The organism is Brevundimonas sp. TWP1-3, from assembly GCF_049896085.1.
In the GTDB taxonomy this organism is placed as follows: Bacteria; Pseudomonadota; Alphaproteobacteria; order Caulobacterales; family Caulobacteraceae; genus Brevundimonas.
Window position 1 is genome coordinate 1,008,559 of the sequence record NZ_JAFCTP010000001.1, and the last position, 13,098, is coordinate 1,021,656.

At 67.8% G+C, this 13,098-nt stretch carries 12 protein-coding genes, 1 tRNA gene and 1 riboswitch; of the genes, 8 read left to right on the forward strand and 5 right to left on the reverse strand.

Going from position 1 to position 13,098, the window contains the following annotated elements; genetic code table 11:
- The first annotated feature begins 64 nt into the window (after positions 1-64).
- The 4 genes from ACP693_RS05105 to ACP693_RS05120 all read left to right on the forward strand — a co-directional run bounded on the left by ACP693_RS05105 (position 65) and on the right by ACP693_RS05120 (position 5,532).
- On the forward strand, positions 65-844 hold the full coding sequence (locus tag ACP693_RS05105) for a ZIP family metal transporter (RefSeq protein WP_346494152.1): 780 nt from the start codon (positions 65-67) through the stop codon (positions 842-844).
- A gap of 258 nt (positions 845-1,102) precedes the next feature.
- Positions 1,103-3,340, forward strand: coding sequence for a glycoside hydrolase family 3 N-terminal domain-containing protein (locus ACP693_RS05110; protein WP_426018437.1), 2,238 nt, complete (start codon positions 1,103-1,105; stop codon positions 3,338-3,340).
- A gap of 82 nt (positions 3,341-3,422) precedes the next feature.
- Entirely contained in the window at positions 3,423-4,583 is a 1,161-nt protein-coding gene (gene carA / locus ACP693_RS05115) for a glutamine-hydrolyzing carbamoyl-phosphate synthase small subunit (RefSeq protein ID WP_426018435.1), read from the forward strand.
- A 4-nt stretch (positions 4,584-4,587) separates the two neighbouring features.
- The gene (locus ACP693_RS05120; protein ID WP_426018433.1) at positions 4,588-5,532 is read left to right on the forward strand and encodes a hypothetical protein; all 945 of its coding nucleotides are present in this window, start codon (positions 4,588-4,590) and stop codon (positions 5,530-5,532) included.
- A gap of 13 nt (positions 5,533-5,545) precedes the next feature.
- Here the strand turns inward: ACP693_RS05120 and ACP693_RS05125 are convergent, their stop codons facing one another.
- The 5 genes from ACP693_RS05125 to metX all read right to left on the reverse strand — a co-directional run bounded on the left by ACP693_RS05125 (position 5,546) and on the right by metX (position 8,935).
- Complete coding sequence (locus ACP693_RS05125; RefSeq protein WP_346494145.1) at positions 5,546-5,812, reverse strand: hypothetical protein; 267 nt, start codon at positions 5,810-5,812, stop codon at positions 5,546-5,548.
- Positions 5,813-6,018: 206 nt separating this feature from the next.
- Positions 6,019-6,534, reverse strand: a complete 516-nt coding sequence (locus ACP693_RS05130; protein ID WP_426018431.1) for a hypothetical protein — start codon at positions 6,532-6,534, stop codon at positions 6,019-6,021.
- A 58-nt stretch (positions 6,535-6,592) separates the two neighbouring features.
- Positions 6,593-6,667: transfer RNA gene (locus tag ACP693_RS05135), tRNA-Glu, on the reverse strand.
- 52 nt (positions 6,668-6,719) lie between these two features.
- The gene (gene metB, locus ACP693_RS05140) at positions 6,720-7,898 is read right to left on the reverse strand and encodes a cystathionine gamma-synthase (protein ID WP_426018429.1); all 1,179 of its coding nucleotides are present in this window, start codon (positions 7,896-7,898) and stop codon (positions 6,720-6,722) included.
- Entirely contained in the window at positions 7,895-8,935 is a 1,041-nt protein-coding gene (gene metX, locus ACP693_RS05145; RefSeq protein WP_159846284.1) for a homoserine O-succinyltransferase MetX, read from the reverse strand. The genes metB and metX overlap by 4 nt, the downstream gene beginning before the upstream one ends.
- A gap of 75 nt (positions 8,936-9,010) precedes the next feature.
- A riboswitch (SAM riboswitch) is annotated at positions 9,011-9,127 on the reverse strand.
- Positions 9,128-9,314: 187 nt separating this feature from the next.
- Here metX and ACP693_RS05150 point away from each other — a divergent pair.
- The 4 genes from ACP693_RS05150 (at position 9,315) to ACP693_RS05165 (ending at position 13,097) form a co-directional block, all read left to right on the forward strand.
- Positions 9,315-9,473 carry a hypothetical protein gene (locus ACP693_RS05150; RefSeq protein ID WP_426018427.1) on the forward strand — a complete coding sequence of 53 codons (159 nt, stop codon included), beginning with the start codon at positions 9,315-9,317 and terminating at the stop codon, positions 9,471-9,473.
- 102 nt (positions 9,474-9,575) lie between these two features.
- Entirely contained in the window at positions 9,576-11,327 is a 1,752-nt protein-coding gene (locus ACP693_RS05155; protein WP_426018425.1) for a homoserine dehydrogenase, read from the forward strand.
- A gap of 4 nt (positions 11,328-11,331) precedes the next feature.
- Positions 11,332-12,285, forward strand: coding sequence for a homoserine kinase (thrB, locus tag ACP693_RS05160; protein WP_426018423.1), 954 nt, complete (start codon positions 11,332-11,334; stop codon positions 12,283-12,285).
- A 497-nt stretch (positions 12,286-12,782) separates the two neighbouring features.
- The gene (locus ACP693_RS05165) at positions 12,783-13,097 is read left to right on the forward strand and encodes a CsbD family protein (protein ID WP_346494133.1); all 315 of its coding nucleotides are present in this window, start codon (positions 12,783-12,785) and stop codon (positions 13,095-13,097) included.
- Position 13,098 lies beyond the last annotated feature (1 nt).

Sequence of the window (13,098 nt, forward strand, 5' to 3'; positions counted from 1 at the left end):
GGTTTCTCTAACGCGAGTATTCGGGCTTGTCTCTTGCCGCATCGCGCCGCAATGCAGGCGAATGATGGAATCTCTTTCCCCCATTGCGGCGGGTGGTCTCGGCAGTCTGGCGGCGGGCATGATGACGGCGGTCGGCGCCGTGCCGCTGCTGTTCTTCCGCAAGGCGGGGGTGCAGACCCAGAGCGCGCTGTTGGGTTTCGCCGCCGGGGTCATGCTGGCGGCATCCTTCTTCTCCCTGATCATTCCCGGCGTGGACGTGTTGCAGGCCGGCGGGGCCAGCCAGGCGGCAGCGGCCGGAGTGATGGCGGCGGCGGTGCTGATCGGGGCGACGGTGATCGGCCTGATGAACCGGTTCGCACCGGTGGACATGCTGGCCATCGGCCCGGCGGGATCGCGCGACCTGTCGCGGCGCATCTGGCTGTTCATCATCGCCATCACCCTGCACAACTTCCCCGAGGGCGCGGCCGTGGGCGTCAGCTTCGGCGGCGGCGACATGCATCAGGGGCTGTCCACGGCGCTGGGCATCGGCATTCAGAACATGCCCGAGGGGCTGGCGGTTTCGGCGGCGATGGCGACCCTGGGGTATGGGCGTTGGCCGTCCTTTCTCGCGGCCCTGGCCTCTGGTCTGGTCGAGCCGGTCGGGGGCCTGATCGGCGCCAGCGTTGTCGATGTCTTGCCCGGCGCCCTGCCTTGGGGGCTGGGCCTGGCGGCCGGGGCCATGATCTATGTCGTCACCGCCGAGATCATTCCCGAGACCCGCGAGAAGTCCAAGGGAGAGGGCTCGATGATCGGTCTGATGATCGGCCTGGTAGGGATGATGTTCCTGGACATCGCCCTGGGATGAAGCGGGGCGATGAAGCGGGGGCAACGCCTCTACATGAAACGCGGCGTGACCGCGCACCGAGGCGTTACATCGATTTACATCGGGGGCGGGGGTTGAAGCCGCCGGGGGCGAGAGGCTAGGCCTGCGCTCTCGCTGCTCGATTAGTCCCCCGCAAGGAGCGCCACCCGTATGACGCGACCTCTCAAGCCTGCGGCTTCCCGTAGAAATTTCTTGTCTGGCCTGGGGCTTTTGGCCCTGATGGGCGCCGGAGTTTTCCCCATGCCTGTATCCGCCCAAGCGTCCCGCACCGTCGCGCGTCACCGCCAGAAGATCGAGGATCTGATCGCGGCCATGACGGTCGAGGAGAAGGCGGGACAGCTGAATCTGCTGGCCGATCCGTTCCGGTGGATGCCCACGGCGGTGAACCCGCTGGACGGCACGGGGGACCCCGCGCGCGTCACCGCCCTGATCCGCGAAGGCAAGGTCGGCAGCCTGTTCAACGGCATCGGCGCCGAGACGGGCCGCCGCATCCAGCAGGTGGCGATGGAGGAGAGCCGGCTGAAGATCCCGCTGCTGTTCGCGGCGGACGTGATCCACGGCCTGTCCACCATCTTCCCCGTGCCGCTGGCGGAAGCCGCAGCCTTCGACACCGAACTGGCGCGACGCACCGCGCGGGCGGCGGCGGTCGAGACGGCGGCGTCGGCCGTGCACCAGACCTATGCGCCGATGGTGGACGTGGCGCGCGACCAGCGCTGGGGCCGCAACGTCGAGGGCGCCGGCGAGGACGTGCTGCTGAACAACCTGCTGGCCGCCGCCCGGGTGCGCGGCTTCCAGGGCGACAAGGGGCTGGACGACCGTGACGCCGTCCTGGCCACCGCCAAACACATGGCCGCCTATTCCGCCGCCGTCGGCGGGATGGAATACAACACCACCGACATGAGCGAGCAGACGCTGCGCGGGGTCTTCCTGCCGCCGTTCAAGGCCTCGGTGGACGCCGGCGCCCTGTCGATCATGAGCGCCTTCAACGACGTGAACGGCGTGCCGGCGTCGGGCAGCCGCAAGCTGCTGACCGACATCCTGCGCGGCGAATGGGGCTTCGAGGGCTTCGTCGTCTCCGACTACACCTCCGAGCAGGAGCTGGTGGCCCACGGGTTCGCCGAGGATGGCCGCGACGCCGCGCGCCTGGCGTTCAACGCCGGGGTGGACGTGTCCATGGTGTCGGGTCTGTATCTGGAGCATCTGCCCGGCCTCGTGGCCTCGGGCGAGGTGTCGATGGCGCGTCTGGACGAGGCGGTGCGCCGCGTCCTGAACACCAAGGCGGCCCTTGGCCTGTTCGACGATCCCTACCGCGGCACCGATCCGGTGCGTGAGAAGGCCGTGGTGGGCGCGCGCGAACATATCGAACTGTCGCGCGAGGCGGGCCGCAAGTCGGTCGTGCTGCTGAAGAACGACAATGGGCTGTTGCCGCTGAACAAGAGCCAGAAAATCGCCCTGATCGGCCCGTTCGCCGACGACGTGGACAATGTCTGGGGGCCGTGGACCATCTGGGGCGCGCCCGAGCGTCGGGTCTCGCTGGAGGCCGGCTTCCGTGCGGCCATGAGCGATCCCCAGCGTCTGACCATCGCGCGCGGTTCGGGTGTCGAGACGCCGCTGGCCGGCGGGATCGAACAGGCCATCGCGGCCGCCCGCGACGCCGACGTCATCGTCCTGGCCATCGGCGAGGCGACGAACATGTCGGGCGAGGCCCAGTCGCGCACCGAGATCGTCGTGCCTGCGCCGCAGATGGCGCTGGTCGACGCCATGACGGCCCTGGGCAAGCCGATCGTCATCCTGCTGCGCAACGGCCGGGCCCTGGCGCTGGAAGGCAATGTGAAGAACGCCCAGGCCATCGTCGTGACCTGGTTCCTGGGCGAACAGATGGGCCATGCCGTCGCCGACGTCCTGTTCGGCGATCACGGCCCGTCGGCGCGTCTGCCGATCAGTTTCCCGCACAAGTCGGGCCAGCAGCCCTATTCCTACGACCGCAAGACGACCGGCCGCCCGGCCAACCCCGATCTGGCGACCGAGGAATACAAGTCCCGCTATCGCGAGACGCCCAATACGGCGCTGTATCCGTTCGGCTATGGCCTGACCTATGGCGCGATCAGCTATGGGCCGATCGAGATGCAGAGCGACAAGCTTCAGTGGGCCGGCACGCTGGATGTCGCGGTGACCGTGACCAACACCGGATCGCGCGCGGCCGAGGAGCTGGTGCAGCTCTATATCCACGACCGGGTCGCCAGCCTTACCCAGCCGGGGCGGCTGCTGAAGGACTTCAAGCGGGTGTCGCTGCGTCCGGGCCAGAGCGAGAAGGTAACCTTCACCCTGAACCCGCGTCAGCTGGGCTTCATCGGCGCGGACGAGACCTGGCGCATCGAGCCGGGCCTGTTCGACGTGTGGCTGGCGCCGCACGCCCAGGGCGGGGCGACGGCGACTTTCCAGCTGATCGGGCCGGCTTCCATCACCGATGGTCGTTGACCCCGGCGACTGCAGGGCTTAACGACGCCGCCGTTTGCGTTCGGCCGCCTTTCGGGCCGGATTCGTGTGTAGGAGCGCGCCCATGACGACGAAGATTCTTCCGGGCGCCACGGGCGTCCTCGCGCTCGCCGACGGCACGGTCCTGCAGGGGATCGGCGTCGGCGCGGTCGGTTCGGCCCTGGGCGAGGTGGTCTTCAACACCGCCATGACCGGCTATCAGGAAATTCTGACCGACCCGTCCTACATGAGCCAGATCCTGGCCTTCACCTTCCCCCACGTCGGCAACACCGGCACGAACGTGGAAGACATCGAACAGATCGGCGGCGGTTCGGACACCTCGGCGCGGGGCGCCATCTTCCGCGACGTGCCGACCGATCCGGCCAACTATCGCTCGGACGCCAGTTTCGACGACTGGATGAAGCGGCGCGGCGTGGTGGGTTTAGCCGGCGTGGACACCCGCGCCCTGACCAAGATCATCCGCGACAAGGGCGCCCCGCACGCGGTCATCGCCCATGATCCGAACGGCGAATTCGACCTGGACGCTTTGATCGCCCAGGCCCGCGCCTGGACCGGCCTGGTCGGTCTGGACCTGGCCAAGCCCGCCTCGACGCTTCAGGCGTTCGAATGGGACGAGGGCCTGTGGGAATGGCCGGAAGGTCATCCGAAGACTGAAGGCCGCAAGTCCGTGGTCGTCATCGACTATGGGGTGAAGCGCAACATCCTGCGCGCCCTGGCCTCGACCGGCGCCAAGATCACCGTGGTCCCGGCGACGACGACGGCGGAAGAGGTTCTGGCCCGCAATCCGGACGGCGTCGTCCTGTCGAACGGTCCGGGCGATCCGGCCGCGACCGGCGAATACGCGGTGCCCGAGATTCAGAAGCTGGTCGCCAGCGGCAAGCCCCTGATGGGCATCTGCCTGGGCCACCAGATGCTGGCCCTGGCCCTGGGCGCCAGGACGGTGAAGATGGAACAGGGCCACCACGGCGCCAACCATCCGGTCAAGGACCTGACCACCGGCAAGGTTGAGATCGTCTCGATGAACCACGGCTTCACCGTCGATCGCGACAGCCTGCCCGACGCCGTGACCGAAACCCACGTCAGCCTGTTCGACGGCACCAACTGCGGCATCGCCGTCAAGGACAAGCCGATCTTCAGCGTCCAGCACCACCCCGAGGCCTCTCCCGGCCCGGCCGACAGCCTGTATCTGTTCGACCGGTTCGCCGACCTGATGGGCCCGCGCTGACGCCATGAAACAGGGGGCCGTCCGGTCGGACTATCTGGACTGGCTGGCCCAAGCGCTGGAGGTCGGACGCGCGATCGCGCCCCTGCCCGACGGCGATGTGGTGGTCGGCTACGCCACCGGCTACGACGCCGCCGACATCGCGCCTTTCGTCCTGTCGCTGAGGGCGGTGTTCGACGGGCCTGTCGCCCTGGTCGTGGACGCCGAGCCGGCCCTGCGCGCCTTCCTGGCCCAGCACGACGTGATCGCCGTCGATGCGCCTGTGTGGCGCGGCTGGGCGCCCCATCCGGTGATGCAGCGGTTCGTGGCCTTCGCCGGTCTGCTGGGGGATCGTCCCGGCGCGGCCCTGGCCTGCGACGTGCGCGACGTGATCTTCCAAGCCGCGCCGTTCTCGCCGGCGCCCGAGGGTCTGGAGGCCTTCGTCGAGGCCGAGGCGCCGCTGGCCGATCACGCCTTCAACATGAAATATCTGCGCGCCCTGTTCGGCGAGGGGATCGCGGCGTCGTTGGCCGACAAGGCCTGCCTGTGCGTCGGCACGATCCTGGGGCCGCGCGCCGAGGTCTCGCGCCTGTCGCGGCTGATCCTGTCGCTGGCGGCGACGCCGCGTTCGGAGTTCGGCGGGGCCTTCGGCGCCGATCAGGCGGGCTTCAACATGGCGATCCATCAGGGGCTGGTCGGCGCGTCGATCCGACCCAACTACGGCCGCGTGGCGACCCTGGGCCTGACGCCGGGCGAGGGGCTGACCTTTGCAGACGGCAAGGTGATCAATCTTGACGGCAGCGTCAGCCCCATCGTCCACCAGCACGACCGCCATCCGCATCTGGATGCGCCGGTCCATGCCCTGTGGGGCGGCGGGCTGGAACACCGCAAGCGCGTGCGGCCCAAGTCGGCGGGCCAGAAGCTGGAGAAGCTGAAGGCCTCTCTGCGCCGCCGCACGCCCGAACTGCGCTGATCGCTACAGTTGCTCAGGGCAGGGGCGCGAAGCTGCGTTCCTCGCGCAGGGCGCTGGCTTTGCGAACCGCCATGGGCGCGGCGTGCAGCCAGTAGTCGGCGTCTTCGAGCCGATGCTCGCGACGACGTTCCTGCCCGCGCATCCGGCGCAGGGCGGCGTTTTCCAGCAGGCGCGCATGCAGGGCGCGGGGCGACAGTTCGACGATGGCGGGGGAGCCGGGGACGGCGACGGCGTCGGGGCCTTGGGGCTCCACCGCCGGACGGGCGATGGCGATGAACATGGGTGTCTCGGTTCAGGAGGGAGAGGCGCTTCTGCGCCGAGCTAACGACGGGTTAACCACAGTCCCTGTGGATAGTTCCTGAGTGCGTCCGAAAAAAGTCCGTGAATCGAAGGGCTTACTGCCCGGTTCCGAACAAAATAATTACTGAAATCTTAATCCGGGCCCGGAGCGATCGTTGCTGCTGGTGAGATTAGACCTCGGAGTCTCTAAAAAAGGGCGTAGTGGATTTTCTGAACGGCCTTGCTGAAACGTGCCGCCTTCACCGCTTCGTCCTCCAACCGTCCTTCCCAATAGCGCTCGCGACGGTGACTGATTTCGCCACCATCGATCACGATTTCATCAAAAACGATTCCCCAGTTCTGAAGAACTTCCATATCCGCGTGCGCCATACGGTTTCGAACTGTGCGGCTTGCATCGTAGCGGTCGAGGATTGCAGTTCCGAAAGACTGAAAGCGATGGAGTGGGCCCGGCGCGGCTAGAACCTTTCGGAGGTACTTCACTCTAGCTGAGCTGCTGAAGGGCGGTTTTTCAGCAATGTCTCTGTATTCGGCCTCGCTCGAACATCGGATCACCAAATCGGTCAGCTTTTGCTCGACGTGGCTGTAGCTCCACAGGATCGAGGATCGAAGAATGAGGGCGTGAGCAAGCTCATGGTCGCGAACCCATGGGTTGACAACTGCACGCCATTTGTTGGGGACGAGCTTTGGATGAGAGCTAGACATAAAGGGACGCTAGCCGCGAAATAAGCAGCTATCTACCAATGATATCGGAAATCGCCGGTGGCAGTCCCTAGGGGAGTCGAACCCCTCTTTTCAGGTTGAAAACCTGACGTCCTAACCGATAGACGAAGGGACCGCGGCCGGGGCGGCGCATTTGCCCCGGTTCGGCCCCCTCTGCAAGCAAAAAATCAGGCGGCTTCGGCCTTGGCCGGGATCACGGCGTCCAGGGCAGGGAAGAGGTCGGCGATCAGGTCCTCGACATGCTCCAGACCGACCGACAGCCGCACCAGGCCGTCGCCGATGCCGGCGGTCGCGCGCTGTTCCGGCGTCATGGCGGCATGGGTCATGGTGGCGGGGTGGGCGATCAGGCTTTCGACGCCGCCCAGGGATTCCGCCAGGGTGAAGATCTCCAGCGCTTCGACCAAGTCGCGCACCGCGTCCGTGCCGCCTTCCAGTTCGAAGCTGAGCATGGCGCCGGGGCCGGCCTGTTGGGCCGCGACCAGGGCGTGGTTGGGGTGGGACGCCAGGCCGGGATAATGGACCACCTTGACCGCCGGGTGGGCGTCCAGCAGTTCGGCGATCCGGCCGGCGGTGGCTTGCTGGCGCTCGATGCGGGCGAACAGGGTGCGCACGCCGCGCAGGGTCAGATAGGCGTCGAAGGGGGAGCCGGTCACCCCGGTGCAGTTGGCCCACCAGGCCAGGGTCTGGTGATCCTCGGCGTCGGCCGAGATGACGGCGCCGCCGACCACGTCGGAATGGCCGTTGATGAACTTGGTCGTCGAGTGAACGACGAAGTCGGCGCCCAGCTTGATCGGGTTCTGAAGCGCCGGCGACAGGAAGGTGTTGTCGCAGACGACCTTGGCGCCTGCGGCATGGGCGCGGGTGCAGATGTCGGCCACGTCCACCAGCCGCAGCAACGGGTTTGACGGGGTCTCGACCAGGACCAGTTTGGGCTTCAGCGCCAGGGCCGCCTCGAAGGCGACGGGATCGCCCTGATCGACCAGCAGCAGGTCGAAATGGCCCTTCCTGGCGCGGGCGTTCAGCAGGCGGCAGGTGCCGCCGTAACAGTCGTGCGGCGCGATCAGCAGGTCGCCGGGCTCCAGCAGGGCCAGGGGCAGGTCGACCGCCGCCATGCCGGTGGCGGTGATGACGCAACCCGCGCCGCTTTCCAGCTCGGCCAGGGTCTCGGCCAGGACGTCGCGCGTGGGGTTGCCCGACCGGCTGTAGTCGTATTTCCGCTTCTGCTCGAAGCCGGCGAAGGAATAGTTGGACGACAGATACAGGGGCGGCATGACCGCACCGTGCGCCGTGTCCGTATCCACGCCCGTGCGGGCGGCGATGGTGTGCGGATTGGCGATGCGGGTCATGCTTTGATGTCCTTGAAGGCGGCGCGGAGGATGTCGCCGACGAAGGCGTCCTCCTTCAGAAAGGCGTCGTGGCCATACAGGGAGGGGGCTTCGACGAAGCGCCACAGGGTCGGTAGCCGCGCGGCCAGCTCGCGGATGTCGTCGATCGGCACCAGCCGGTCGGAGGTGAAGCCGATCAGGGTGACGGGGGTCGTGATGGCCTCGGGCGTCACGCTGTGGCGGTCCAGCGAGTCGGACATCGACAGCCAGCGGGCCGGGGTGGTGTGGGTGCGATACGCCTGGCCCCGCGCCGTCAGATAGTCGCAGACGGGATAGGCGCCGCCGACGGCCTGGGGCGCGGTGGTCTCGAACCGGTCGTGGAATTCCTCGGCCGTGCGGTAGGTGGTCATGGCCAGTTCGCGGGCCAGGGCGACGCCTTCTTCCGGGCGACCGGCGGCGACGGCGAACTGAAGGATGCGGCGCTGTATGCCGCGCCAGGCCGTGGCCTGGGGGTGGGCGCGGTGGGCGGCCGAGACCACGATCAGCTGCTCGGCCCAGTCGGGGAACAGTTCGGCGAAGGCCAGGCCGACCATGCCGCCGTAGGAGCAGCCGACGAAGGCGGAGACCCGCTCGATCTTCAGATGGGTCAGAACCAGGGCCAGCAGACGGGCCTGGTCGTGGGTGGTGATGGTGACAGGGGTTTCCAGGAACTCTGCGCCGGGGGCGAAGTCGACGGCCAGAACCTGGAAGCGGCTCAGGTCGATGGGGCCGCGCACCGACACGGCGCCCGACCACCAGCCCAGGCCGTTGGTCTCGGTGCGGTGGACGAACCGGCCGGCCGAGATGCCGCCGGCGACGACGACCACGGGTGCGCCGATCCGACCGTGCAGGCGGCCGACGATATTGGGCTGGTTCAGCCGTTCGCCAGAGGCCAGGCGGAAGTCGGCGGGAATGGGCACGATGACGTCGCGGGCGCCGCCGCGTTCACGAGCGAGCGGCTTGGCTGTCGTGGTGCGACAGTCGGGGTCTTCGAACAGGGAGGTCTCAGCCAGTGTCATCGTCGTTCCGCATCGTTCTCGCTCAGCAAGGCTCGATGCGGTGACAGATCGTGGAGCGTCGTCTCGCCGATGCTCCACTCATCTCTCGCGATCCCAAAGGATCTCGCAGGAGTTGGCACCGTTTCGAGCTGTGAGACCCGATGGTTGCCCCAGCGTCAAAGGGCCTAATCCCTCGGCTGGTCTTGATGAGTGACTTTACGTTGATCAAACCAGCGGCGCCGGTCAAGCGGAAAATTCATGCCATTAGCAGCTGTTGGCCGGTGTGGCCGGGTGTGAAATGAGCAAAAATCGGCCTGTCGCGAAAAAATCATCCATAGCTGCTTGACAGGATGGGGGTGGTCCGATCACCCTAGGCTCAGATTTCAACCGGACCTGCCCTGTGCAACAGCGCTCGCTCATCGCCGAACTTTCCACCGTCGCCGGCCTCGCCGCGACGCGTTTCGGCATGACCTTCAGCGAGCTGACCCTCGGCGGCACGATTATCGGCGGCACGACCACCACCACCACCACCATGCCCTTACGGGCGGGACGAGTTTAGCGCGCCGAACCCCGGCAACCGCAGAACCCGAACCCCGCCCGGTCCGCCTGGCGGGGTTTTTCTATTTCACCCCACCCCATCCCGACATTTCCGAGAACCCCAATGTCCGCCACACTCGCCGTCGTAGAGAAATCCGAGAGCCTCGACCCCAGCAGTCAGCCCTCACCAGGCTTGGCCGCCCCCGAAGTGGTGGTGCTGAAGTTCGGGTCGTCCATCCTGCGCAGCCCGGCGGAGGCGCCGCTGGTCGCCTCGGCCGTCTATGGCCATGTGCGGGCCGGGCGGAAGGTGGTGGCGGTGGTCTCGGCCTTCGGCGGGGCGACCGACCGGCTGCTGGGCGAGGCGCGGGCGTTGGGCCTGGCCCATTCCAACGACCTGCTGCCCGGCTATGTGGCGCTGGGCGAAGAAAAGTCGGCGGCCCTGGTGGCGATCGCCTGCGACCGGATCGGCCTGGACGCCTGCGCCTTGTCGGTGCGCGAACTGGGCATCGTGGCGGAGGGCGAGCCGGAGCATTCGCGCCCCTGCGGCCTGCGGCCCGATCATCTGAAACAGGCGCTCGACCGGCACGAGGTGGTGGTGGTGCCGGGCTTCGGCGCGGTGCGGCCGGACGGCAAGGTGGCCCTCTTGGGACGCGGCGGATCGGACCTGACGGCGGTCTTCCTGGCGGCCGAGCTGGGGCTGAAGAAGGTGCGGTTGGTCAAGGATGTGGACGGCCTGTACGACCACGATCCCAACGACAATACGGCCCCGGCCCTGCGCTATCGCCGCGCGTCCTGGGACGTGGCGCGCAAGCTGGGCGGGGCGCTGGTGCAACATGACGCCATCGACCTGGGCGAAAGCCGGGGGGTCGAGATCGAGGTGGCGGCGCTGGACCGGGCCGACGGCACGACCATCGGCGAGAAGTCGGCGCCGCCCGGACCGGCCCCCGCCCTGCCGCCGCTGAAGGTGGCGGTCGCGGGATGCGGCGTGGTCGGCGGCGGGGTGCTGGGGCGGTTGCTCAGCGATCCCCGCTATGACGTGGTCGGGGTGCTGGTGCGCGATCCCAAGAAGGCGCGCGACGTGGCTTGTCCGGCGTCACTGTTCACGGCGAACGCCGACGACCTGTGGGCGAAGAAGCCCGACATCGTGCTGGAGGCCCTGTCGGAAGGCGAGGCGGGTCATGCGGTGATCCGCGCCGCATTGGAGGCCGGCTGCGACGTGGCCAGCGCCAACAAACAGGCGGTCGCTCGCGATCCGGGCGGGCTGCAGGCCCTGGCCCAGGCGCACGGCCGGCGCATCTTCTGGTCGGCCTCGGTCGGGGGTGGATCGCCGATGATCGAGACGGTGCGCGCCGCCCGCGCGGCCGGCGAGGTGGTCGGGTTCGAGGCGGTGTTGAACGGCACGGTCAACTTCATGCTGGAGCGGCTGGGCGACGGCGCGGCCTTCAACGAGGCCCTGGCCGACGCCCGTGCGGCGGGCTTTGCGGAGGAAGACCCGTCGTCGGACCTGGAGGGGCTGGACGCGGCCGCCAAGGTGCGGCTGCTGTGCCACGAGGCGTTCGGCCGCTCGCCCGACGGCGAGGTTCCGCGCGACCACCTGACCGAGGCGACCTCGGCCGAGGGCGGGGTGCGCCAGATCGGCGCTGCACACCTGAAGGACGGGGTCATCAGCCCGTCGGTGTCGCTGAATGCGGACCATGGCGATCCGCTGTTCTCCAACCTGCGCGGCGAGGGCAATGCGCTGAAGGTCTACGGCGCCGACGGCCGGGTGTGGCGTTGCCGGGGCCGGGGCGCCGGGCGCTGGGCCACGACCGAGAGCATCATGGCGGACCTGGCCGAGATCGTGCGTGCGCGCCGCGCCGATGCGGGCCTAAACTAGACCCATGGCCGTTTTCACCCCCGTTTCGCTGGCCCAGGCCAGTGGGTTCCTGTCCGCATACGACATCGGCGAGGTGGTCGAACTGACGGCCATCGCCGAGGGGGTGGAGAACACCAACTATCGGCTGGACACGACGCAGGGGCGGTTCGTCCTGACCCTGTTCGAGGGGCGGACGGACGAGGCGTCGCTGCCGTTTTGCTTGGGGCTGACGGCGCATCTGGCGGGGCGGGGCTTTGCGTGCCCCACGCCGATCGAGGATCGGGCAGGTGGCTGGCTGGGGCGGTTGAACGGGCGGGCGGCGGCGGTGATCGAATGGAAGACCGGCGCCTGGCTGCGCTCGCCGTCTGCGGCCGATCAGGCGGCGGCGGGGGCGGTTCTGGCGCGGCTGCATCTAATGGCGGCCGACTTCGATCTGAGGCGCGAAAACCCGGTCGGACCGGCCATGTGGCGCAGGCTGGCGGATCGTTGTGCGGGGGGCGCAGCGAGGGCGTCAGTCGAGGATCGGGCGCTGCTGGACCGGGTCGAGGCGGCGCTGGCACGGTTGGGTGATCCGTTTAGGGATGATCTGCCAGGCGGGGCGATCCATGCCGACTATTTCCCCGACAACATCCTGTTCGAAAACAATGCCGTTTCGGCGGTGATCGACTTCTATTTCGGCTGCACCGGCGCCTTCGCATATGACCTGGCCATCGCCCTGTCGGCCTGGGGGTTCGACGCCGAGGGGCGGGCGATCCCGGAGGCGCTGGCGGCCTTCCAGCGCGGTTATGAGGCGGTGCGGCCGTTGAGTGCGGCCGAGCGGGCGGCCCTGCCGCGTCTGGGCGAGGCGGCGGCGCTGCGGTTCACCGTGACGCGGCTGCATGACCGAATCTTCCACGACCCCGCCAACCTGGTGACGCCCAAGGATCCGGCGGTCTTCCTGCGCCGCATGGACCACTGGCGCGCGGTGGAGCCTGTCTGACACGGGCGCGAAAACACAGTGCAATGTGTGCACTTCGTCTCAATCCGGAAATTGCACTGCACCGCGGAAACGCGTGCAATGTGCAAGACAGTGCAATTGGGCGCGGCGGCGATGTCAAAGACCGGAGGGGCAGTGTCTCACGGTTTTGGGGCGGGATGGTCGAATGTCGCTGGAGACCGGTAAGTGATTGAATCACCATGCTCCGTTTCCAGAAATGGGAGGGATGCACGTCCCTTTCCCTCCCCGTTCGGGGAGGGTGGCCGAGCCGCAGGCGAGGTCGGGTGGGGGCGGCAAAGTAACCGCGCACCGATCTGACCCGATCCAGCAGCTGCGTCCCTGCCGGGCCGCCCCCACCCGGTCGCTGCGCGACCACCCTCCCCGAACGGGGAGGGAGAGGATCGTGCTGCCTGCGTCGGCAAGTCGCTGGAACCGAAAGCGTCACCGGGCTTTTGATGCAGCAACGGCGAGATCGCCGCTCTCTCCCCAAGGATGACACCATGACCGACGAACAAATCAACGGCGCCGCCTCGCAAGCTCAAGGCAAAACGCAAAAGGCTTTCGGCAATCTGGTCGGCGATCAGAAGATGCAGGTCGAAGGCGCCTATAACGACGCCAAGGGCCGTTCGCTCGAAACCTTCGGCAAGGCGATGGATTCGGTCGATCGCCTGGTCGACAAGGTGCCCGCCGATTATCGCGACAAGGCCCGCACCGTCGCCGCTGAAGCGCGCAAGCGTCCGCTGGTCACGACCCTGTCGGTCGCTGGCGTCGGCCTGATGCTGCTGGGCATGCTGACCCGCGGCGGTCGTCGCTAGA